This window comes from Aureimonas sp. N4, assembly GCF_001463925.1.
Classification (GTDB): Bacteria; Pseudomonadota; Alphaproteobacteria; order Rhizobiales; family Rhizobiaceae; genus Aureimonas; species Aureimonas ureilytica_A.
The window spans coordinates 33,374-55,750 of the sequence record NZ_BBWS01000009.1 but is presented as its reverse complement, the minus strand read 5'-3'; the positions used below and the strand labels follow the sequence as shown (position 1 = coordinate 55,750).

General features: G+C 66.1%; 18 protein-coding genes. 4 read left to right on the top strand and 14 right to left on the bottom strand.

All coding sequences use genetic code 11. The annotated features are described in order from the left end of the window. Positions 1–19 precede the first annotated feature (19 nt). Positions 20–2,299 (bottom strand): glycogen debranching protein GlgX, encoded by a 2,280-nt coding sequence (gene glgX / locus AUL28_RS03285; RefSeq protein WP_374701405.1) that lies wholly within the window; start codon positions 2,297–2,299, stop codon positions 20–22. 257 nt (positions 2,300–2,556) lie between these two features. Between glgX and AUL28_RS03280 the strand changes: the two genes are divergently transcribed. Beyond that, on the top strand, positions 2,557–2,985 hold the full coding sequence (locus AUL28_RS03280) for a CBS domain-containing protein (RefSeq protein ID WP_058634661.1): 429 nt from the start codon (positions 2,557–2,559) through the stop codon (positions 2,983–2,985). Here AUL28_RS03280 and AUL28_RS03275 read toward each other — a convergent pair. The 3 genes from AUL28_RS03275 to AUL28_RS03265 are packed head-to-tail and all read right to left on the bottom strand — an operon-like array spanning position 2,963 to position 7,244. Continuing rightward, the gene (locus AUL28_RS03275; RefSeq protein WP_062230650.1) at positions 2,963–3,553 is read right to left on the bottom strand and encodes a DUF533 domain-containing protein; all 591 of its coding nucleotides are present in this window, start codon (positions 3,551–3,553) and stop codon (positions 2,963–2,965) included. The two genes, AUL28_RS03280 and AUL28_RS03275, sit on opposite strands and share 23 nt — an antisense overlap. After that, positions 3,553–3,939 carry a response regulator gene (locus tag AUL28_RS03270; protein ID WP_058599976.1) on the bottom strand — a complete coding sequence of 129 codons (387 nt, stop codon included), beginning with the start codon at positions 3,937–3,939 and terminating at the stop codon, positions 3,553–3,555. Before AUL28_RS03270 ends, AUL28_RS03275 begins: the two co-directional genes overlap by 1 nt. Beyond that, on the bottom strand, positions 3,936–7,244 hold the full coding sequence (locus AUL28_RS03265) for a response regulator (protein WP_192843387.1): 3,309 nt from the start codon (positions 7,242–7,244) through the stop codon (positions 3,936–3,938). Before AUL28_RS03265 ends, AUL28_RS03270 begins: the two co-directional genes overlap by 4 nt. Before the next feature lie 186 nt (positions 7,245–7,430). Between AUL28_RS03265 and AUL28_RS03260 the strand changes: the two genes are divergently transcribed. Both AUL28_RS03260 and AUL28_RS03255 read left to right on the top strand, forming a co-directional pair. Continuing rightward, positions 7,431–9,206 (top strand): SLC13 family permease, encoded by a 1,776-nt coding sequence (locus AUL28_RS03260; RefSeq protein ID WP_062230648.1) that lies wholly within the window; start codon positions 7,431–7,433, stop codon positions 9,204–9,206. Positions 9,207–9,445: 239 nt separating this feature from the next. Beyond that, complete coding sequence (locus AUL28_RS03255; RefSeq protein ID WP_062230647.1) at positions 9,446–10,075, top strand: RBBP9/YdeN family alpha/beta hydrolase; 630 nt, start codon at positions 9,446–9,448, stop codon at positions 10,073–10,075. Positions 10,076–10,215: 140 nt separating this feature from the next. On the opposite strand, the gene AUL28_RS03250 is transcribed toward AUL28_RS03255, so the two are convergent. The 9 genes from AUL28_RS03250 to fni all read right to left on the bottom strand — a co-directional run bounded on the left by AUL28_RS03250 (position 10,216) and on the right by fni (position 20,496). Then, the gene (locus AUL28_RS03250) at positions 10,216–11,664 is read right to left on the bottom strand and encodes an alkaline phosphatase D family protein (protein ID WP_244493401.1); all 1,449 of its coding nucleotides are present in this window, start codon (positions 11,662–11,664) and stop codon (positions 10,216–10,218) included. A 133-nt stretch (positions 11,665–11,797) separates the two neighbouring features. Continuing rightward, the gene (locus tag AUL28_RS03245; protein ID WP_062224136.1) at positions 11,798–12,922 is read right to left on the bottom strand and encodes an ABC transporter ATP-binding protein; all 1,125 of its coding nucleotides are present in this window, start codon (positions 12,920–12,922) and stop codon (positions 11,798–11,800) included. Beyond that, positions 12,919–13,743, bottom strand: coding sequence for an ABC transporter permease (locus tag AUL28_RS03240; RefSeq protein WP_062230645.1), 825 nt, complete (start codon positions 13,741–13,743; stop codon positions 12,919–12,921). Before AUL28_RS03240 ends, AUL28_RS03245 begins: the two co-directional genes overlap by 4 nt. Next, positions 13,740–14,573, bottom strand: coding sequence for an ABC transporter permease (locus AUL28_RS03235; protein ID WP_374700797.1), 834 nt, complete (start codon positions 14,571–14,573; stop codon positions 13,740–13,742). The genes AUL28_RS03240 and AUL28_RS03235 overlap by 4 nt, the downstream gene beginning before the upstream one ends. 257 nt (positions 14,574–14,830) lie before the next feature. Beyond that, complete coding sequence (locus AUL28_RS03230) at positions 14,831–15,946, bottom strand: ABC transporter substrate-binding protein (RefSeq protein ID WP_062224132.1); 1,116 nt, start codon at positions 15,944–15,946, stop codon at positions 14,831–14,833. A 269-nt stretch (positions 15,947–16,215) separates the two neighbouring features. Then, positions 16,216–17,268, bottom strand: coding sequence for a TerC family protein (locus AUL28_RS03225; protein ID WP_244493397.1), 1,053 nt, complete (start codon positions 17,266–17,268; stop codon positions 16,216–16,218). 380 nt (positions 17,269–17,648) lie between these two features. Then, positions 17,649–18,320, bottom strand: a complete 672-nt coding sequence (rpe, locus tag AUL28_RS03220; protein WP_058634667.1) for a ribulose-phosphate 3-epimerase — start codon at positions 18,318–18,320, stop codon at positions 17,649–17,651. Between the two features lie 5 nt (positions 18,321–18,325). Further along, positions 18,326–19,372 carry a class 1 fructose-bisphosphatase gene (locus AUL28_RS03215; RefSeq protein ID WP_082640222.1) on the bottom strand — a complete coding sequence of 349 codons (1,047 nt, stop codon included), beginning with the start codon at positions 19,370–19,372 and terminating at the stop codon, positions 18,326–18,328. 86 nt (positions 19,373–19,458) lie between these two features. Then, positions 19,459–20,496, bottom strand: coding sequence for a type 2 isopentenyl-diphosphate Delta-isomerase (gene fni, locus AUL28_RS03210; RefSeq protein ID WP_062230644.1), 1,038 nt, complete (start codon positions 20,494–20,496; stop codon positions 19,459–19,461). Between the two features lie 225 nt (positions 20,497–20,721). Between fni and AUL28_RS03205 the strand changes: the two genes are divergently transcribed. After that, complete coding sequence (locus AUL28_RS03205) at positions 20,722–21,660, top strand: polyprenyl synthetase family protein (RefSeq protein ID WP_062230643.1); 939 nt, start codon at positions 20,722–20,724, stop codon at positions 21,658–21,660. A 12-nt stretch (positions 21,661–21,672) separates the two neighbouring features. On the opposite strand, the gene AUL28_RS03200 is transcribed toward AUL28_RS03205, so the two are convergent. Continuing rightward, a complete protein-coding gene (locus tag AUL28_RS03200) occupies positions 21,673–22,341 on the bottom strand; it encodes an O-methyltransferase (protein WP_202814878.1) in 669 nt (222 codons plus the stop codon). Between the last annotated feature and the right edge of the window lie 36 nt (positions 22,342–22,377).

Below are 22,377 nucleotides of genomic sequence, written 5' to 3'. Positions count from 1 at the left end.
TCACTTGATGCGGATGCGGTCAGTCCACGCCCTCCGGGCGCATGATGTGAACGCGGTCGATCGCCGCCTGGCGGAAGGCTTCGGCCACGTGTGCGAAGGCCTGATGCGCATCGTCGGACGAGTCCGTGCCGTTTTCCGGCTCAAGCAGGAAGACGAGGAAGGAACGGCCCGTCGCCATGTAGTCCGTCTCGAACTCGAAGGGCACGAGTTCGTCGCGGTCCGGCATGTTCGTGTCGATGATGCAGGCCCAGCGCCGGCCGCCAGGAGCAGACGGCAGCTTGAAGTTCACGACGTCATGATGCGCGTTGAGAACGAGCAGCATGGTGGCGTCCGAGCCGACGCGGCGAATGCCTTCCGACTGGGCGCGGCCATCGAGCAGCACGCCGAAGCAGCGCGCGCCTGTGTCGGTCCACTCGCCATCCTGCATCTCGCCGCCCGAGGGTGACATCCAAGTGACGTCCTTGGCGCCAATCTCCTCGTCGAACGTGCCGTGCAGGAAGCGGCCTCGGCGCAGCATGGGCAGCGCCTGACGCAGGCGGATGAGCTTCTGGACGAACTCGACGAGTTGGACACCCTCCTCCGTCACGTTCCAGTCGACCCAGCCGATCTCGTTGTCCTGCGCGTAGGCGTTGTTGTTGCCGCCTTGCGTGCGGGCGAACTCGTCGCCCGCCAGGATCATCGGCGTGCCGCGCGAGAAGAGCAGCGTCGAGAAGAAGTTTCGCAGCTGGCGGAAGCGGACATTGTTGATCTCGGGATCGTCGGTCGGGCCTTCGACGCCGTGATTGTAGGAAAGATTGTGCGAGTGGCCGTCGCGATTGTCTTCGCCATTCGCCTCGTTGTGCTTGTCGTTGTAGCAAACCGTATCGTGCAGCGTGAAACCGTCATGGGCGGTCACGAAATTGACGGAGGCCCAAGGCCGGCGGCCGCGCTTGTCGAAGAGATCGGCCGAAGCCGAAATCTTGGAGGCGACGGCCGGAACCTTGCCCTCGTCGCCCTTCCAATAGGCGCGGATCGTGTCGCGATAGCCGTCGTTCCACTCCGCCCAGCCGGGCGGGAAACGGCCGACCTGATAGCCGCCGGGGCCGCAGTCCCAGGGCTCGGCGATCAGCTTGACCTGCGTCAAGAGCGGGTCCTGCATCGTGGCGTGGAGGAACGAGGACTCTTCCGAGAAGCCAGTCGGCTCGCGCGCCAGAATGGTGGCGAGGTCGAAGCGGAACCCGTCCACATGCATCTCGCCGGCCCAGTAGCGCAAGCTGTCCATGACCAGTTGCATGACGCGGGGGTGCGAGGTGTTAACGGTGTTACCCGTGCCCGTGTCGTTGATGTAGTAGCGCTTGTTGTCGGGCAAGAGGCGATAGTAGGAGGCGTTGTCGATGCCCTTGAAGGAGAGCGTCGGCCCGTTCTCGTTGCCTTCGGCCGTGTGGTTGTAGACGACGTCGAGGATCACTTCCAGCCCGGCATGGTGGAAGGTCGAGACCATCTCCTTGAATTCGTTGACGAAGGGCGTGCCCATATAGCGCGGATCGGGGGCGAAGAAGCCGAGCGTGTTATAGCCCCAGTAATTGCGCAGGCCCTTTTCCACGAGATAGCTGTCGTCCACGAAGGCGTGGATCGGCAGAAGCTCGACCGAGGTGACGCCGAGGCTCTTGATATACTGAACCACGTCGTGATGGGCGAGGCCGGCGAACTTGCCGCGATCGCGCTCCGGCACGGAGGGATGGCGCTGGGTGAAGCCCTTCACATGGGTTTCGTAGAAGATCGTCCGCTCCCACGGCACGTTCGGCCGGCGCTCGGTGCCCCAGGTGAAGGCGGGGTCGATAACCTGGCTCTTGGGCACGAAGGCCGCCGAATCGCGCTCGTCGAAGGAGAGATCGCCGTCCTTGTGGCCGATCGTGTAGCCGAACAGCGCGTGATCCCAAGTCAGTTCGCCCACATGCTGCTTGGCATAGGGATCGAGCAGGAGCTTGTTGGGGTTGAAGCGGTGGCCATTGTCGGGCTCGTAAGGGCCGTGGACGCGGTAGCCGTAGATCAGGCCGGGGCGCGCGTCGGGCAGATAGCCGTGGAACACTTCGTTCGTGTATTCCGGCAGGACGATGCGCTCGATCTCGCGCTCGCCCTTTTCATCGAAAATGCAAAGCTCGACTTTCGTCGCATGGGCCGAGAACAGAGCGAAATTGACGCCGAAGCCGTCCCATGTCGCGCCACGGGGAAAGGGCCGGCCGGCCTCGACCCGCGTGCCTTTGCGCGTGACACGGGGGAGGCTCTTCAACAGCGAAGCCGTTGGGTTCTGAATGTTCACGGAGTGAGTTCTCGCGTCAGGAGGAAGACTGCGAGCGTGAAAAGCATCGAAAGCCCCGTTTGGTTCCCGAAGAGTTGACATCACCGACGAGGATTTTGCCGACTGACGAACGGAACGCATTCCGACGTCTCGAGGGTTGTGCGTAACAACGCTTGGCAAGGTTCGACGGTTCGGTGAAGCGGGCGCACCCTGCGGCGAACTCTTCGCGACCTGCCGCGTTCAAGCGCGGCAAGGATTGCACGAGGGGATACAGGACCATGAAGATCGAAGCCGTCATGACTCGGCATGTCGAATATGCCGCGCCCGGCGACCCCGCGTCGGAGCTGGCCGTCATGATGGGCGAACTCGATGTCGGCGCCCTGCCGATCGGCTCCGACGAGGAATTGCTGGGAGTCGTGACCGACCGCGACATTCTCTACCGCGTGGTGGCGCGCGGCCTGCATCCGGCGCAGGTCGAGGCGCGCGACATTCTCTCCTCCCCCGTCATCGCCTGCCGCGAGAGCGACGACCTCCAGACCGCGATGGATCTGATGGCGGCCAATCACGTTCGCCGGCTGGCGGTGCGCAGCGAGGGCGGCAGGGTCGTCGGCTGGGTGACGCTGGCCGACCTCTCGCGCAAGCTGCTTCTGGATTCACGCACGGTGCAGGACGGGCTGGCCGAGATCAGTCGCGGTAGCGTCGGTTGACGCTGCCGACCACCTCCTGCGACAGGCCGAGCCGCGCGGCCAGATAGGTGAGGTAAAGCTGGGTCGCCGGGGCGCGGGAGCCCGCCGCGATCAGGGACACGGCATAGGCATGGGCCGCGCGGTCCATGCCCCGTGCCCGCTCCACGATGGCGTTGACCGAAGGCGGCGCGCCGGCCACCTTCGTGCGCAGTCGGGACAAAGCCGCCTCATCCGCGCCGCGCCGCGACAGCCGCTCGCAGGCGGCCGCCAGCGCGGTCTCGTTCTCACCACCCGACAGCGCGGCCGCTGCCGCCGCATCCAGAAGGAAGTTCCGCTCGTCCTCCGCCATGGAGCGGAAGTCGATCGTCAGCGGGTAGGAAATCTGATGCCGGTTGGCGAGATGCGCCCCCAGCACCTTGGCGGACAGAACCTTCAGCGCCGCGTCCCGCTGCCGGCGCATAATGGCGGAAGGGGCCTCCGCGACCGGCGGTACGGCCGCTGTGAGATCGAGCGTCTCCAGCGCCAGCCCCTGCCCGTCACGCGGGCCGGCGGCGCGGCCGGCAAAGCGCCAGAGCCAGTCCATTCCCATCAGGTGGCGGCCTGTTCGGTGGCGGCCGGCAGCAGGGCTTCGATCTGGCCGAGCAGGCGCGAGAAATCCACCGGCTTGGCGTGATAGTCGTCGCAGCCCGCGGCCAGCGTCTTTTCCCGGTCGCCGGACATGGCATGGGCCGTCAGCGCGATGATCGGAATGCGGGGGATCGACGGGTCGGCGCGGATGGTGCGCGCCGCCGTCCAGCCGTCGAGCACGGGCAGGTTCATGTCGAGAAGCACGATGTCGGGCGCGGCGACCTTGGTCTTGTCCACGCCGTCCTGCCCGTCATGGGCGAGGATGACTTCGTAGCCCCGGCGCTGAAGACGGCGCGACAGGAAGTCCCAGATTTCTTCGTGGTCTTCCACCAGCAGGATACGGGTCATCGGACATTCTCCAATTCGCTTGTCCGCCCGTCGGGCAGCGCTTCGCTCGTCTGTTTGCGTGTCATAACGCGGATCTGGCCCGCAAGCTCCCTCAGGTCCACGTCTCCCTTCATGAGAATGCGCTGGGTCTGGCCTTGGAGGCGCTCGAACTCCTCGCGCGTCAGATCCTTGGAGGTGAGCACGAGCACGGGAATGTCGCGCCATTCCTCGCGCGAGCGCAGCGCATTGAGGAAGCCGAACCCGTCCATCACGGGCATGACGAGATCGAGAAGGATCAGGCCGGGCTTCTGGACCGCGACGCGCTCCAGCCCTTCCTGCCCGTTCACCGCCGTCACCACGTCCAGCCCCTCGCGCTCCAGGAGCGTCGCGGTGCGCTGAAGCGCGTCCTCGTCGTCATCGACAGCCAGAACCAGGGAATTGTCGGGCGTGCGGTAGCGCGCCATGACGGATTTCAGCTTGCTCCATTCCACCGGCTTCAGGAGATAGTCCGAGGCACCGAGCGCGAAGCCGAGACTGTGCTCGTCGATGATCGTGATCATGATCACCGGGATTTCGGAGAGATCCGGGTCGGCCTTCAGCTCCGTCAGCACCGTCCAGCCGTCCATCTTGGGCATGGTGACGTCGAGCAAAATTACGTCCGGCTTCACCATGCGCGCGAGTTCCAGCCCGCTCATACCGTCGGCCGCCGTGCGCACGGAGAAGCCTTCCTTGGTCAGGAAGCGCATCATGAGTTCGCGCGCATGCGGGTCGTCGTCGATGGCGAGCACCAGACCGGCCGCGCCATGCGGCGTCGCCTCGCCGATGGTCACTGTGTCGGCGCCGCTCTCGACCTCGGGCGGCGTTTCCACCTCGGCCGGAATGCGGATGGTGAAGGTCGTGCCCGAGCCCTCTTCCGAGCGCACGCCGATATCGCCGCCGAGCAGGCGGCAGAAGGCGCGCGTGATGGCGAGCCCCAAGCCCGTACCGCCGAACTTGCGCGTGGTCGAACTGTCGGCCTGTGTGAAGCGCTCGAACAGGCGACCGACCTGCTCATGCGTCATGCCAATGCCGGTGTCGCTGACCTCGAAGGTGATCCAGTCGCGCCCGTCGCCTTCCGAGCGCACGGCATGCAGCGTGATGGTGCCGTTTTCGGTGAACTTCGAGGCGTTGGACAAGAGATTGATCAGGCACTGGCGCAGCTTCACCTGATCGGTGTGCATGGTGCCGAGATCGCCGTCGAGCTTCAACTCCAGCCGGTTCGACTTCTTGGCCACCAGCGAGCCCACCGTGGAAGCCACTTCATCGATCACGGCCGCGACGCCGAAGCTCTCGGCATAGATGTCCATGCGCTCGGCCTCGATCTTAGAGAGGTCGAGCACGTCGTTGATGAGGCTGAGGAGATGGCGCGCATTGCCCTCGATCTTCTTGAGATCGGTGAGAAGATGCGCTTGGCCGAGATCCTCGACCTCCTCCTCCAGCATTTCCGCATAGCCGATCACGGCCGAGAGCGGCGTGCGCAGCTCGTGGCTCATATTGGCGATGAACTGCGACTTGGCGCGATTGGCGTTCTCCGCGCTTTCCTTGGCGGCTGCAAGTTCTTCCTCGGCCGCGCGCTGGCTGGTGACATCCGTATTGGTGCCGAACCAGCGGCGGATCACGCCCATCTCGTCCCGGATCGGGATGGCCTGAGACAGGAACCAGCGATAGGACCCATCGGCCGCGCGGAGCGGGAACGTATCCTCCCACGGCAGCCCCTCGGCAAAGCGCTTCACCAGCCCCTCACGCACCCGCTCCACATGGTCGGGATGGTGGACCTTGATCCAGCCGTGGCCGCGCATCTCGTCCATGGTGGAGCCGGTATAATCGAACCACCTTTGATTGTACCAATAGATCTCGCCGTTGGGCTTGGCGGTCCAGGCGAACTGGGGAATGTTGTCGGCGATGGCGCGGAACTGCTCGTTGGTTTCGCCGAGTTCGGCGGCCGTGCGCTTCTGATCGGTGATGTCGGTGTGGGTGCCGATCCACTCCACGAGCTGGCCGTCGGCTCCCAGAATGGGCACGGCGCGCGCGATCATATCGCGCCATTCGCCATCGGCACGCCGGATTCGATGCTCGATCTTGTAGACCTCCTTCGCCTCCACCGCCGCCTTCCAGGCGTCGGCCGAGCGTTGGCGATCGTCGGGGTGGAGCACGCTGACCCAGCCGAAATCGCTGTATTCTTCCTCACTCTGCCCGGTGAACCGTGCCCAACCGGGCTGCTCGCCGCTGAACCGACCTGAGTTCGGCGCCGACCAGACGATGGCGGAGGTCGCCTCGATCAGGGAGCGGAAGCGGCTTTCGGAAGCGGCGAGCCGCGCCTCGGCGCGCACGCGCTTGGTAGCGTTGATCAGCGCGATTCCTGCGCCGACGATTTCGGAGGCGGTCTTTCGCCCTTCCGCCCGCAGCGGATAGAGGCTCGCAAGGAACACGCGCTCCTCATCCCCTTCGCCGACGCGAAGCTCCACGTCATTGTGGATCGCGCCGCGCCGGAGCGTTTCGTCGAACAGGCGCGTGAGGCGTTTCTGGTCGTTCGGAAACAGGGCCAGCGCCTCGTCGCCCGCGCGCGGCTTGCGCTCGTTCTCGGCCAAGGCCTCGCGAAACGCCTCGTTCATGCGCCCAAGCTTCAGATCGCGCGACACGAACGCGGTGCCGATCGGCGCGTTGCGCATGACCGAGTTGAGAAGGTCGGCATGGCGCCGCCCTTCAAGCTGCCGGCGGAAAGCCAGGATAGCGAGCGATCCGGCGGAGGCGACGGCCAGCAGGAACGCGAGATTGGAAATGAGATCGGTGCGCCGCCCGGCCGCTGTCGCCGCATCGACCCGCATCTGCGCGTTGCGCTGCACGGTCGCCACCTCGGCGCGGATGTCGTCCATCAGCTCGCGCCCCCGGCTGGAGCGCACGAGTTCGGCCGCCGGCTCGAAGCCGGCATCGGTGCGCAGGCGCACGACATCGGCCTCGAAGGCGCGTTCGGCCGCCGTCAAATCACGCAGGCGCTGGAGACGGGCGGGGTCCGCACCCGCCGCCTCCCAGCTCTGGGACATGCGGTTGAGCTGCGCGTCGAGCCCCGCTTCGGCCAGGCGATAGGGTTCCAGAAAGACTTCCGTCCCGCCCAGCACGAAGCCGCGTGAGGAGGTTTCGAGCGTCACGATCATCGACAGGAAGCGCTCGGTCTGCGTGCCGACCTCGGTATTGGCCTCGATGCGCGCGTCGCGCTGGCGCGACTGCCAGACCGTCCAGCCGAAAGCGGCGATCGCCAGAACCAGGAGCAGCGCGGCAAGAAGCCCCATGCGCCCCATTCCGCCGTTGTCTTTGCGCGCCGACTCATTGTCGGATGCGCTTCCGGCGCCATTCTTCATCACCATGCGTCCCCCAGGGCGCGGGCCGTCGCTCGCGCATTGGCCGGAACAACGCGCAAGCCTCCCTTTCGTTCAGCCTCCGGCTCGCGCCGGAGGCCTTTTCGTCACGAGCCCTCCATGACCCTTGATCAAGCCCTCGCGTTCGGACTGGTCGGCCTGACCGTGGCCGGGTTCGTCTGGGGGCGCCTGCCCTACGACCTGATCGCGCTCGCCGGCCTTCTGGCGGGCGTCGCAACGGGCATCGTGCCGGTCAAGGCGGCCTTTTCCGGCTTCGCGGACGATGTGGTGGTGATCGTCGTGGCGGCGCTTCTGGTGAGCGCGGCCATTGCGCGCTCGGGTGTGGTGGAAGACATCATGCGACCGTTCATGCCCTTCATGAAGACGCCGCAGCGGCAGGTCATGGTGCTGGTCGGCGCGGTCACGCTGCTGGCCATGTTCACCAAGAATGTCGGCGCGCTCGCCATGTTCATGCCTGTCGCCTCGCAGGTCGCGCGCAAGAGCGGCACGTCGATCTCCCAGCTTCTCATGCCCATGGCCTTCGGGTCGCTGATCGGCGGTCTCGTGACGCTGGTCGGCACCTCGCCCAACATCATCGTGTCCAAGATCCGGCAGGACATGACGGGCCAGCCCTTCTCCATGTTCGACTACGCGCCGGTCGGTCTCGGCGTGGTGGCGGTCGGCTTCCTGTTCCTGTGCTTTGCCTCCAACCTCATCCCCAAGCGCAAGCCGGGCGGCGCGGTCGGCGAGAGTTTCGCGCTCGACGCCTACACCGCCGAAGCGCGCGTGCCGGAGGGCTCCGGCTTTGCGGGCCGCACCGTGGCCGATCTGGAAGCGGCCGCCGATGGCGACATCGCCGTGCGCACCGTGATCCGCGAGCGCTTCCGCCGCCTGGAGCCAGCGCCGGCCCTTCTCCTGCGCGAGGACGACGATCTGCTTCTGGTCGGCGAGCCCGAGGGAATCGAGCGGGCCGTGGCGCGCGCAGGCCTCGTCCTCGTCGGCGAGCCGACCACGCAAGCGGGCGACATCGAAAGCGAAAGCGTGGTGGAAGGCGTCGTCACGCCGCAATCGCCCATCGTCGGCTCGCGCATCGGCAAGCTCTCGCTGGAAGCCGCGCATGGCGTCACCATTCTCGCCGTCAGCCGCGCCGGCACCGAAATCCGCCAGCATCTTTCGTCCGTGCGCCTGCGCGAAGGGGACGTGCTCGTGCTCAAGGGCACGAGCGAGACCGTGCCCGAAGCGCTCGGCAGCCTCAAGATCCTGCCGCTGGCCGAGCGCTCGATCGTGCTCGGGCGCAACCGGCGCTCCTTTATTCCGCTGGGCGTGCTGGCGGCCGCCATGATCCTGACGGCGACCGGTCTCGTCAGCGCCGTCGCGGCCTTTTTCGGCGCGGCCGTCGTGCTGCTTCTTCTGCGCGTCATGAGCATGCACGAGGCCTATCAGACGGTGGAAGCCTCGGTCATCGTGCTCCTGGCCGCGCTGATTCCGCTGTCGGAGGCGATCCAGACCACGGGCGGCACCGATCTCATCGCCGGCTGGCTCTCCACCGCGCTGCACGGACTCTCGCCGCTCACCTCACTTTTCATGGTGACGCTGCTCGCCATGGGCGTGACGCCCTTTCTCAACAATGCCGCGACCGTGCTAATGCTCGGCCCCATCGCGGGAAGTCTCGCGGTGCGGCTTGGGCTCAACCCCGACCCATTCCTGATGGCGGTGGCGCTGGGCGCGGCCTGCGACTTCCTCACCCCCATCGGCCACCAGTGCAACACGATCGTCATGGCGCCCGGCGGCTATCGCTTCGGCGATTACTGGCGGCTCGGCCTGCCTCTGTCGCTCATCGTGCTCTTCGTCGGCGTGCCGCTGATCGCCTTCGTCTGGCCGGTCATGCCGGGCTGATACTGCGCATCATCCCAGGCTGATGCTGCGCGTCATCCCGGGCTGATGCTGCGGGAGGCGAATTTCGGGGAACTGTCATTCGCCTCCCCGGCGGATTTCAGCATGGGTTTGTTTCGAAATGATCGACCTCGCCGGTAGATTGTCCCTCACACGCTGTTTCGAAAGCCCGACGGGCTCCCGAAAGAGTCTCTTACGAAACCGGCGCGATCGTCGCGCGCCCCAGAGGGAGAACCGAACCCATGGCTCGCATTCTCGTCATTCCCGGCTGGCGCGGCTCGGAAAACGGACATTGGCAGCGCCATCTCACCGAAAACGACCCGGACGCCCTTCTGGTCGAGCAGGAGGATTGGGAGAACCCGATCCTCAGCGAATGGCTTCACACGCTGGAAGCCCATCTCGCCGCCGCGCCGGGCGCCGTTCTCGTTGCCCATAGTCTGGGCGCCATTCTGGTGGCGCATCTGGCCTCGCGCCCTTCGGCCGAGCATGTGGCGGGCGCGCTGCTCGTCGCCCCGGCCGATTCCGCGCGCATGGCGCGCAGCGACCCGCGCTTCCTGTCCTTCGCGCCCATTCCGCGCGAGGCCCTGCCCTTTCCCTCCGTGGTCGTGGCTTCGCGCAACGATCCCTATATGAGCCTGCCGACGGCCCGCTCCTTCGCGCAGGCCTGGGGCTCGGGCTTCATCGATCTGGGCGACGCCGGCCATATCAACCGGGCGAGCGGCTTCGGGCGCTGGAGCGAGGGCGAGACCTTGGCGCGCGACCTCGCCAATGGCTGGGAGCGCAACGGCCCCGCGGCGGCAGCGCCCCATCTTTCAGCCGTCGCCCATGCGCCGATCTATTCCTTCGGCGTCAACACGGCAGGCCAGCGCTAGGGGCTGGGGAGCGCCCGAGCAGCCCCACTCAGCCGGACTGATGACCGGCTGAGGCTCCAGCCAGCGCCATGGTTGCGTCGGCGGCAGCGCTACGCTCGCCGCCCCAGCCGGCAGAAGCCGCACCCATTGCCGAGATGCTTCTAATCCAAAGCCAGCGCGGGCGTTCGCCCCCGCTCTTCCAGCTCCCACGCGGTGTGCCAGCGCCCTTCTTCACGCGTCAGCACGAGATAGTTGCGATCGGCGGTGTAGACTGCGTTCTGCCCCGGAAGCGGGCGCAGGCGAATCTTGCGGCCCTTGAGCGGCGACTCGCCCAGACGCGAGAGAAGGCCGAGGCCAAGGCCCAGCGCGCGGGGCGGTTTGGGATGGGTGATGCCGGACGCGACGAGTTGATGGATCAGGACGCCCTCCCGGCACTCCATCGTGCCGCGCGTTGCCAGATGGATTTCGCCCGACACGATCGTCACCGGCGAGCGGCGGCAGACGGCCTCGCCTTCCAGCGCAGCGAGAAAGCGCCGCCATTCCGCCCGGTGCGCCCGGCTCTGCCACTGGTCGCGCAGATCATCCTCGTATTGCTGCTGGCCGGGATAGAAATCGAGCAGCGCCTCCACGAGGCTGAGACGCGGCCCGAGCGCCGGCACGCTGGAGACGATGACCCGCCGCGCGCCGGCAGGCGCTCGCGCCAGCGCCGCGTCGAAGGCGGCCCAGCCGGCCTCGCCCATCACGCGATCGGGCCGGCGCTCGGAGCGCAGATCGGGCAGGATCACCGACAGGCCGGGGAAATGCGCGGCCTGCGTGAAGCTCCGCCCGGAGCGATCCGGGCAGGTGCCGGGCAGATGCGCTTCGCTTGCGCCTAGCTGGAACAGAAGAAACATCTCGCGCGCGGCCTTGAACAGCCCGAGCGCGACGGGGCTTTCCTGCAGCATGGGCGGATGGCTGCCCCAGCCGTCGAAAATGTCGTGATCGTCCCAGATCATCAGCGAGGGGACGTGGGCAAAGAGCGAGGCGGCGGCGGGCTGGCGCAGAAGGTCGAGATAGCGGCGGAAGAAGTAGAAACGTACGGCCTCTTCCATCTCGTCCGTCCAGACCACGGATGGTCTTTCGTCGAGGGCAAGCTCGGCCCAACGCGCGACCTCGGGATGCGCGCTCGAAGCCTCGTCGGCATAGAGCTGGTCGCCGCCATGCAGCAGCAGGGCGAAGGGCCGGCGCTGGTGCTCGCTCCAGAGCCGACGCCACATCACGTCGCGATCCTCGTGCGAGCGCGCCTCGTCGCCATTCTCCTGCCCGTTGCAGGACACGAAAGCGAGCGTGGTATCGCCTTCGAACCGCGTTACGACGGGATGGAGCCGACCGTTCACCTCATAGGACGCGCCCGCACGGGCGGGCAGCGAGAGGTCGGCGCGCCAGACGTCATGCTCGAACAGCGCGGCGAGGCGCAGCGGCGCGGTGGCCTTGCCGTCCGGCACCACAATGGTGGGAGCCGGATCGCCCGACCGCGTGACGCAAACCACGGCCGCACGACAGACGGCCTCGTCCGCCCCGCGCGCGAAAAGGAGAGGCCCCGCCGCGAGTTCGGCCGTTCCGTCATACACGTTCAATGTGAAACCTCTTAGCGCCCGACCGGCCCATGGGGCCAATCCAGTGGCCAGTTTATCATGTCGGGCGACACCGAAGGCTTACAAGGGCCTCTCAAGTCTGTGATCGCGGCGTAGATCGGCTCGCCGCTCAGCGCACCTCGGCCAGCGCCGGCGCGCTGGAAACGCCGGCCATGCCAGGCAGCGGGCGATGGCTCGCGCCGGTCGCCGCATCGAGGCACTGCACGTCATCGGGCGAGAAATAGACGCTCACCTTGTCGCCGCGCGGCGGCGGCGGCGCGGCGGGGTCGTTGAACGTGTCGATCAACAGCTCGTTCTCGCCGAAGCGCGCGCGGATGCGCACGACCGAGCCGAGAAACGCGACATCCACGATTTCGCCGTTCAGCCGGTTGCGCCGGTCGAGATTGGGCTGAAGCGACAGGGCCTCTGGCCGCAGCGCCAGCGTGACGCGGCTGCCGGGCGCGGCCCCCGGCGTTTCGGCCTGGATTTCCTGCCCGGCGACGATCACGCGGTCGCCCTGCGCGGCCTCGCCCTCCAAGAGGCCGAGCGTGCCGACGAAGGAGGCAACGAAGCGGGTGCGTGGGCGGTTGTAGATTTCGAAGGGCGTGCCGACCTGCTCCATCCGCCCCTCGCTCATGACCACGATCCGATCCGACATGGACAGGGCTTCTTCCTGATCATGCGTGACGAAGATCGTGGTGATGCCAAGCTCGCGCTGAAGCTCGCGGATTTCCTCGCGTAGCGACACGCGGATCTTGGCGTCGAGCGCCGAGAGCGGTTCGTCGAGCAGAAGCACGCGCGGCTTGGGCGCGATGGCGCGGGCGAGCGCAACGCGCTGCTGCTGGCCGCCCGACAGCTGGTAGGGATAGCGGTCTTTCAGATGCGGCAGCTTGATGAGGCGCAGCATCTCGTCCACCCGCGCGCCGATCTCCGCCTTGCCCATGCCGGCGATCTTCAAGCCGAAACCGACATTGTCCCCCACCGTCATGTTGGGAAACAGCGCATAGGCCTGAAACACCATGCCGATGCGCCGCGCGTTGGGCGGGGTCAGGGTGACATCCTCGCCGGCGATCAGCACCCTGCCCGCGCTCGGGGTCTCGAAGCCGGCGACGATGCGCAACATGGTGGTCTTGCCGCAGCCGGACGGCCCGAGGAAGGACACGAACTCGCCGCGCTCCACCGACAGGTCGAACTCGCGCAGGACCGGCGTGCCGTTGAAGCTCTTGCGAACGCCTTCGATCGTCAGAAAACTCATGCGGACGCTCGCTTGCGAGAGGGAAAGGAGAAAAGGCGCATGCGTGGCTTGCCCGGCGCCCGGCCGCCGGCCATCTGCAACAGGACCATGCAGGCCCAGGTGACGGCGAAGGAAATCACGGCGAGCGCCGCCGGCTCATAGGCGCGGTTGGCGCCGACATTCTGGAGATAGGGGCCGAAGGCCGGCCGGTTGAGAAGGCTCGCCAGAACGAACTCGCCGATCACGATGGCGAAGGTCAGGAACGCGCCCGACAGGACGGCGGGGCGGACATTGGGCAGGATGACGTTCCAGAGAATGGCCCCGCGCTTGGCGCCCAGACTTTCGGCCGCCTCCGTCAGCGTGCGGATGTCGATGGCCTGAAGTCCCGTGTCCACCGCGCGATACATGTAGGGCAGCGCCAGAACCGTATAGCCGAAGACGAGCAGCACGTTGGTACCGGCCACCGTATCGGTAAAGGGCAGCCAGGAGGAGGAATTGTAGAGCCGGAGATAGCCGAACACGAGCACGATCGGCGGGATCACCAGCGGCAGGAGCGTGATGAACTCCACCACGGGGCGAAAGCGCGGCAGTTTCAGGCGAACCCAATAGGCGGTTGGCACGACGAGGAGCGCCCCCAGCACGATCGTGGCGAGCGCCGCCACGGCCGAGAACAGGAACGTCTCCTGAAAGCGCTGGTCGGCGAAGACGACCTTGTAGGCTTGAAAGCTCCAGGTGCCGCGCAGCATGGAGAGCGAGAACTGGAAGGTCGCCCAGAGTGGCAGCAGGAAATAAAGCGCCGCCAGACAAACGACGATCGTGGCACTGACGCGATGCGGTTTCACTTGAGCCACCGTTCCGCGCGCGAGCGCAGCCAGATGTAAAGGAGGTTGGAGCAGCCGGTGATGACGATCATGCCGAAGGCCAGCGCATAGCCGAGATTGGGATTGTAGAGCACGTCGCCCCGGATCTGCGCGTAGAGCAGGATCGGCACGATGTTGAGCGAGGAGCCCGTCAGTGCATAGGCCGTGGCGATGGCGCCGAAAGCGTTGGCGAAGAGCAGCAGGAAGCAGCCGAGAAGGCTCGGGAAGAGCACGGGCAGGCCGATCATGCGCCAATATTGCCAGTTGGTCGCGCCCAGAATCGAGGAAGCCTCGCGCCATTCGCGCTTCAAACCATCCAGCGCCGGCGCGATGATGAGCACCATCAGCGGAATCTGGAAGTAGAGATAGGTGAGCGTCAGTCCCCAGAAGCTCAGGAGATTGAAGCCCATCCGGTAGATATTGAGGCCGAAGGCCTCGTTCAGGAACCAGGTGACGAGGCCGAGCCGGCCGACCGTCGCCAGAAAGGCGAAGGCGAGCGGGATGCCCGCGAAATTGGACGCGACGCCCGAAAAGGTGACCGTGCTGGAGCGCACCCAGGAGGGCAGTCCGCCATGCACGATGGCATAGGCGACGAAGAAGCCGATCAAAGCGCCGAGCCCGGCGGAGGCCAGGCTGATGCGGATCGAGATCCAGTAGGCCGCCAGAATCTGCGGCTGAAACAGGGCGGTCAGATTGGCGAAGGTGAACTCGCCGGCCGGATTCTGAAAAGCGCCGATGATGAGGTAGAGCGTCGGCCCGATCAGAAACAGAAGCGCGAACAGGAGAAACGGCACGACGCCGAGCCACGCCATGGAAAGCTTGGCTCGCCGCTCCGCCAAAGGGCCGGCCGTACCAGCCCCACTCTCGCTCGCTTGAAGAATTCCGACGCTTGACGACAAGCTCACCTCACAGCGCTGCCGAGACGCTCGCGCCTGGGACGCCATCCTGAGGAGATAGCGAGGCGGTAACGTTCCCTTTCGTGTTCAGTCGCACGCCCGCCCCGAGGGGGCCGGACGGGCGGGGTATGCGAAAAGGCCGCCCATGGATCGAGCGGCCTTTCGAGATGGTCTTACTGGACCTTGGCGCCGACGACTTCGTCCCACTTGGTGGTGATCTCGGCCTTGGCGGCGTTCTGATCGGCCAGCGTCGGGAACTTGGCCTTCTCGTAGTCGGCGGCCGGGGGCAGCTTGTCGAGCAGATCCTGCGGGATCTTGCCGGCCTTGGCCATCGCGTTGAAGCGGATCGGGTGGCAATAGCCCTTGAGGTAGTTGAGCTGGCCCTCGTCGGAATAGATATATTCCATCCAGAGCTTGGCGGCGTTCGGATGCGGCGCGAAGGCGCTGATCGCCTGAACGTAGACGCCGGCGACGACGCCCGTCTTGGGCACGATGACCTCGACCTGCGGGTTACCGTTCAGCGTGTCGCGGCCGGCCAGGGCGTTGTAGTCCCAGCGGATCATGATGGGCGTCGTGCCCTGCGCCAGCGAGGCGGGCTTGCCGATGACGGGGACGAAATTGCCTTCGGCGTTCAGCTTCTTGAAGAAGTCGAGGCCAGCATCGGCGATTTCCGTCGCGGTACCGTTCGGCTTGGCCGAAAGACCGGCGGCATAGACCGCCTGGATCGCCTGCGAGGAGGCGCGCGGATCGCCGGCCAGCGCGATGGAGTTGGAATAGTCGGACTTCAGAAGATCGGACCAATCCTTGGGCGCGTCCTTCACGATGTCCTTGTTCACCTCGAAGGTGAGAACGCCATAGTAGTCGCCATACCAGTAGCCCTCGGCATCCTTGGCGTCGTCCGGGATCTCGCTCCAGGTCGCAACCTTGTAGGGCTGAACGAGCTGGTCGGTCTTGGCCTGCGGGCCGAAGGACAGGCCGACATCGATCACGTCGGGCGCCTGGGGGCCGGTATTGCCCTTGTTGGCCTTGATGGCCTCGATCTCGTCGGCCGAGCCGGCATCGGGGTTCAGTTCGTTGACCTGAAGGCCGTACTTGGCCTTGAAGCCCGAAATCATCGCGCCGTAGTTGCACCAGTCATGCGGCAGGGCGATCGTGGTGAGCTGCCCTTCTTTCTTGGCGGCGGCGACCAGTTCGTCCATCGACTGGGCGCGGGCGGCCGGAATGGCGGCGGAAAACGCGAAAGCCGCGACGGCCAAAATGGAAACGCCGTGGTTCAATGTCCGGATCATGTCGGGCCCTCTCCCTCGATTGCCGCAGTGTCGGCCGGTTCCCTGCTTGTGCGAACCGTGCGCGGCCTGCCGGCTATCATGGTCGCATGACAGTTGCATGTCGACTGAACGCGCTTTCAACACCTCGCGGCGATGAGGGTATGTGAGGGGCTTATCGAAAAACAGGCAAGCAAAAAGAAGAGGCAGCCTCTCCTTATCCCAACTCATTTTTAACGAAGAAGGCCGGCGTGGTGCCGGCCTTCCTCAATTCATCACAGAAAGGTGTGTTTCTACCGCAACTTGCGGGCGTCTGACCGGCTCTTCAGCAAGCTCGCCACCGTGGTGACGACGAGGATGCCGACAATCACCGACAGAGAGAAGCCCGTCTCGATATGCGGCAGTCCCTCGATCGGCTGACCACCGTTCAGGAAAGGCAGCGTGTTGGCTTCCATCGCATGGATGATGAGCTTCACGCCAATGAAGGCGAGGATCAGCGACAGGCCGATGCCCAGATAGACCAGACGATCGAGCAGGCCGCCCAGCAGGAAGTAGAGTTGCAGCAGGCCAAGCAGCGCGAAGGCGTTCGCCGTGAAGACGATATAAGGCGCGTCGGTCAGGCCGTAGATCGCGGGGATCGAGTCCAGCGCGAAGAGCAGATCCGTCATGCCGAGCGCCAGGATGACGATCGCCATCGGCGTGAACATGCGCTTGCCGTTCTCGATCACCGTCAGCGCGTTGCCACGGTAATCGTCGGTGGTCGGCATATGGCGCTGGAACCACTTCACCACGCCGTTGGGCTCGTAGTCCTCGTCCGTGGACTTGGTGTGCTTGAGGCTTTCCACCACGAGCTTCCACGCCGTCCAAAGAAGGAACAGGCCGAAGAGGTAGAACACCCAGGAGAAGCGTTCGATGGCGGCGGCGCCGAGCGCGATGAAAATGCCGCGCATGATAAGCGCGATCACGATACCGATTAGCAGGGCCTTCTGCTGGTAGGCCGCCGGAACGCGGAAGCTCTTCATGATGATGACGAACACGAAGAGATTGTCGACCGACAGCGACTTCTCGGTGATGAAGCCGGCGAAATACTCGACGCCGTGCTCGCGGTCCCAGAAATGCCAGACGCCCCAGCCGAACAGGAGGGCCAGCGCCACGTAGAAGGTGGACCAGAGAGCCGCTTCCTTGAAGGTCGGCTCATGCGGCTTTCGGACATGGGTCAGGAAGTCGAAGATGAACAGGGCCGCGATCGCCCCGAGCGTCGCGAGCCAGACCCAGGTCGGCACGGTGTCGGGCGCAATGCCCGTCAGCGCGGTGTCCGCGGCTGCATTCGATAATGTCTGGTCCAACGACCCCTCCTTGGCGGCGGACGATCCGTCCGCGTGTTTCCTTCCGTCTCGCGAGGACCATCTCCGGACCCAGTGCGGGGCTTCCGATGGCCTGTCCGCGAGACGGCCGTTCGCAACCGTCCCCACGACGCGACGCGGCAGATAGGTGTGTTGTTTTCAGCCAGACGCAACGGGGCGTCCGAGGATTTCGAACGCACCTGCGAAGAAAATCATCGGCCGATCAGGCCGGGGTCACAGTTTAAATCGGTACAAGCGCGCCGGGACCGGGTGTTTCGACTGTGAAAAGCCTTTCGATCAGGCAGCATTATCACGTCGAGTTGAGAAGGACTTGAAGCCAGATGGCACTGCTTCAAATCCTCCTGTCGCGAAACCCAGTCTCGTCAGCCGCGCCCGGCAGCTTTCCGCAGCGCATCCATGTTGGCGCGATAGGCGTCCTCGTTGCCGCCCTTGTAGACGGCCGAGCCAGCCACGAACGTATCGGCTCCGGCAGCCACGATCTCCCCGATCGTATCGGGCGCGACGCCACCATCCACCTGAAGCCGAATGGGCCGGTCGCCGATCATGGCGCGCACGCGCCCGATCTTGTCCAGTGTCGAGCGGATGAAGCTCTGCCCGCCGAAGCCGGGATTGACCGTCATCACCAGAACGAGATCGACGCGGTCGAGCACGTATTGGATCGCCGTTTCGGGCGTGGCCGGGTTGATGGCGACGCCCGCCTTGCAGCCGAGCGCGCGGATCGCCTGCAGCGAGCGGTCGAGATGGCGCGTTGCTTCGGCATGGACGGTGATGCCGTCGCAGCCCGCCTTGGCGAAGGCTTCGAGATAGGGATCGGCCGGTTCGATCATGAGATGGGCGTCGAAGAACTTCTTCGACGCGCCCCGCACGGCCGCCACGACCGGTGGGCCGAAGGTGATGTTGGGCACGAAGTGCCCGTCCATCACGTCGAGATGGATCCAGTCCGCCCCGGCGCGATCGACCGCCGCGATTTCTTCGCCTAGGCGCGAGAAGTCGGAGGAAAGGATGGACGGGGCGATAACGAGGTCTGCGGCCATGATGCTCAGATTCCGCCGGTCGGGCGATGCAGGAGAAGCGGGGATTCGGTGGCGAGGCTGTCGGGGTCCGCCATGATACGGCCGATCTCCAGAATCTCGTTGCGCGAGCCGAAGACGACGGGCGTGCGCTGGTGCAGCCCTTCGGGCACGATGTCGAGGATCGGATGGATGCCGTCCGTCGCCGCACCGCCGGCCTGCTCGGCGCAGAAGGCCACCGGGCTCGCCTCGTAGAGAAGGCGGATGCGCCCCTGCGCATAGCCCTTGCGGCTGTCGCCCGGATAAAGATAGACGCCGCCGCGCACGAAGATGCGATAGGCGTCCGCCACCATGGAGGCGACCCAGCGCATGTTGAAGTCGCGCCCGCGCGGGCCGTCCTTGCCGGCCAGGCACCGATCGACATAAAGGCGCACCGGCGCGTCCCAATGGCGAACGTTCGAGGCGTTGATCGAATATTCCTTGGCGTCTTCGGGAATGCGCAGCGTCTGCGCGAAGGTGAAGCGCCGCGTCTCGGGCGACCAGCCGAAGACATGTGTCCCCTCGCCGACCGTCGCGACCAGCAGCAGCTGCGGCCCATAGACGAAGAAACCGGCGGCCAGCTGACGGCGGCCGGGCTGGCGGAAGACGCTGGCGGGATCGGCCCGGTGCTCGGCCTCGACCGGCAGCACGGAAAAGATCGTGCCGATGGAGACATTGGTCTCGATATTGGACGAGCCGTCGAGCGGGTCGATCGCCAGCGCGAGCGTGCCCTCGGGCTGCATCGCCACGGCCTCGTCCTGTTCCTCGGAGCCGTAGAAGGCCACCGGCGCGGCGCGAGCGGCCGCCACGAAGAGGCGATCGGCTTCGAGGTCCAAGACCTTCTGCACATCGCCGCCGCCATTGGCCGCGCCCTCGGGAGAGGTCGCGCTGGCCCCGCCCATCGCACCGCCCGAGCTGATCAGCGTCTGGAGGCTCGCGGCCGCCCCGGCCAGCTCCGTCAGCAGCGCGGCGACGTCGCGCCCGATCGGGCTCCTGGCGGCAAAGGGAGCGAAAAACTCCTCGAGCGTGGCGGTCATGCATCCTCCCATGGGAACCCGTCGGATGGCGTTTGGATAAAGGAAGCCGGCCGCAGCGCAAACCGGAAAAATCGGCCGGCTTCGTTTCAGCCCTCGTCGGACAGGAGCGGTGCTTGCCGCAGCGCTGCGAGATCGCGCGAGCCGGTGCAGAAGCAGCTGATGCGCAATTGCTGGATCACCTCCCGGAAATGCGCCACGACCGCCTCGGTCGAATGATCGGCCCCCGGCAGAGCGGCCGCCGCCTGGCCGGCGAGGTCGGCGCCGAGGCGAATGGCCTTCGCCACATCCAGCCCATGGCGCACGCCGCCCGAGCCGATCACCACGGCCTCCGGGCAGGCTGCGCGCACGTCCCGAATGGCGCGCGCGGTCGGAATGCCCCAGTCGGCGAAGAGCAGGGCCGTCGCCCTCGCGACAGGGTCCTGAAGCCGCTCGGCCTCGATGGCCGCCCAGCTCGTGCCCCCTGCCCCGGCGACATCCAGCGCATGAACGCCCGCATCCATCAGCCTGCGGCCAAGTCGGCCCGACAGGCCGTTACCGACCTCCTTGGCGACGATGGGGCGTCCAAGGTCTCGCGCCAGCGCCTCGATGGCGGGCAGAAGCCCACGCCAGCGCCGGTCGCCTTCCGGCTGCACCGCTTCCTGCAGCGGGTTCAGATGGACGATCAGCGCATCGGCCTCGATCATCTCCACGGCGCGGCGCGCCTCGTCGAGGCCCCAGCCGGCCAGAAGCTGCGCGCCGCCGATATTGGCGAGGATCGGCACATCGGGCGCGGCGCGGCGCAGCGAGCCGTCGAGCCCGCCCTGCCCGCGCCCCTCGATGGCGATGCGCTGCGAGCCCACAGCCAGCGCCAGACCCAGCACCTGCGCAGCTTCCGCCAGCCTCAGGTTGATGCGCGCGGCGCGCTCCATACCACCCGTCATCGAGGAGATGAGGATAGGCGCGCCGAGCCGGCGACCCAGGAACTGCGTCGACAGATCGATCTCGTCCAGATCGACCTCCGGCAGAGCGGCATGTTCGAAACGCACTGCGTCGAAGCCTGCGTTGACGCGCGCCGAGACGAGGGCCGGGCGCAAGACGATGTCGAGATGATCACCCTTGCGTGAACGAATATCGGCCTCTGGCACGGAGGACTCCTTCTGGCAGTCGCGATTCGGCGCGGCAGCGCTTCGATTTATGTCGCCTTGCGCTCGCGAACAGCAAGCGGCGCTCTATGTCCTATCGTCGCAGACATAGGTCGTAAGGCTGATAACGCACTTCCCGAACACTTTTGGAGTGCTACTAATTTACATCGAGTTTTGTGTGCAGGCGACGGGCTGCCCTCGACGATTGAAGAAGGTTGCGACGCGACGATGACAGCCGGACCGCAGACGACCCGCGACCTTCTCGCCGAGGTGGATCACCGATTGGCCGAACTCATGCCCTGCGTGGTGGAGGGCCAGTCCTCTCTGGACATCGCGCTGCGGGACGGGGTCCTGGCGCCCGGCAAGCGGCTGCGCCCGCTCGTGACGCTGCTGGTGGCCGAGGCTCTGGGCGGCCCGCGCGAGGCGGCGATGGACGCCGGCTGCGCGCTGGAAATGGTGCACGCCGCCTCCTTGATCCTCGACGACCTGCCCTGCATGGACGATGCCGAGCTTCGGCGCGGACGCCCGACCCTGCACCGCGCCCATGGCGAGGATGTCGCGGTGCTCTGCGCCATCGCCATTCTTTCGCAGGCCTATGGCACGCTGGCCCGGCTGGAAGGCGCCGACAGCGCGCAGCGGGGCGAATGCGTCGCGGTTCTGGCGGATGCGGTGGGCGCGCGCGGGCTCGTCGCCGGCCAGTATCAGGATTTGCGCGGCGGGCGCGGGCCGCGTCCGGTCAGCGAGATCGATGCGGCCAACGGCCTTAAGACCGGTTCGCTCTTTACCGCCGCTGTGGAACTGGGTGCCGTTCTCTGCCGCGCCAAACCCGAGGTCCGAGCCGCCCTACAGGGCTTCGCGCGCGAGCTGGGCCTTGCCTTCCAGCTCCTGGACGACCTTCTGGATGCCGCCGGCCCCAGCGCCGTCGTGATCGGCAAGGACACCGGCAAGGATTCGCTGAAGTCCACCATCGTTTCCATCATCGGCCCCGAGCAGGTGGGACGGCGAATCGACCGGCATGTGGACGAAGCGCGCGCTTATCTCGTCAGCGCGCTCGGCCCCGCCTCGCGACTGGAAGCCCTTCTCGTGCAGGTGTTCGACCGATCCATCGGCCCGCGTCATCTCGTGGAGGCCGAAAAGCGACGCGAACTGGAACTCGGCGCCGTCTGAGGGCGCAGCGGGTCAGGCGACCACCGCCAGCGCGAACCCGTCCCAGCCCTTGGAGCCGACCGTTTGCAGGGCCGTCGCCTTGAGGCGCGGATCGCTGCCCAAGAGCCGGATGGCCACCCGCGCGCCCTGAACGTTCGCGTCGAGACTGGCCTCGTCCACCACCGCGCCCTTGCGGATCACATTGTCGAAGATAATCACCGTGCCGGGCTTCGACAGGCGCATGGCCCATTCGAAATAGAAGGGATTGCTGGGCTTGTCGGCGTCGATGAAGACGAGATCGAACGGCCCTTCGAGGTCCGGCAGCACGTCCAGCGCCGCGCCCAGACGCAGGTCGATTCGCTCCTGTAATCCGGCGCGTTCGAAATTGGCACGGGCGACTTCGGCATGGACCGACTCCCGCTCGATCGTGACGATACGACCCGCTTCCGGCAGGGCGCGGGCCATGCAGATCGTGCTGAAACCGCCGAGCGTGCCGATTTCCAAAATGCGCTCGGCCTTCGCCATCGCCACGAAGAGAGCGAGCATCTGCCCTTGCGCGGGCGAGACATCGATGGCCGGCAGCCCTGCCACGGCATTGGCCGCGAGAACCGCCTCCAGCACGGGGTCGGTCAGGTGCAGTTCCCGGCCGAGATAGGCATCGACCTCCGCCCAGACCGTCTCTTGATCCGCTTCCTGAATCATTCGCGACATGCCGCTTCCCTCTCCACTGGCTCAGCG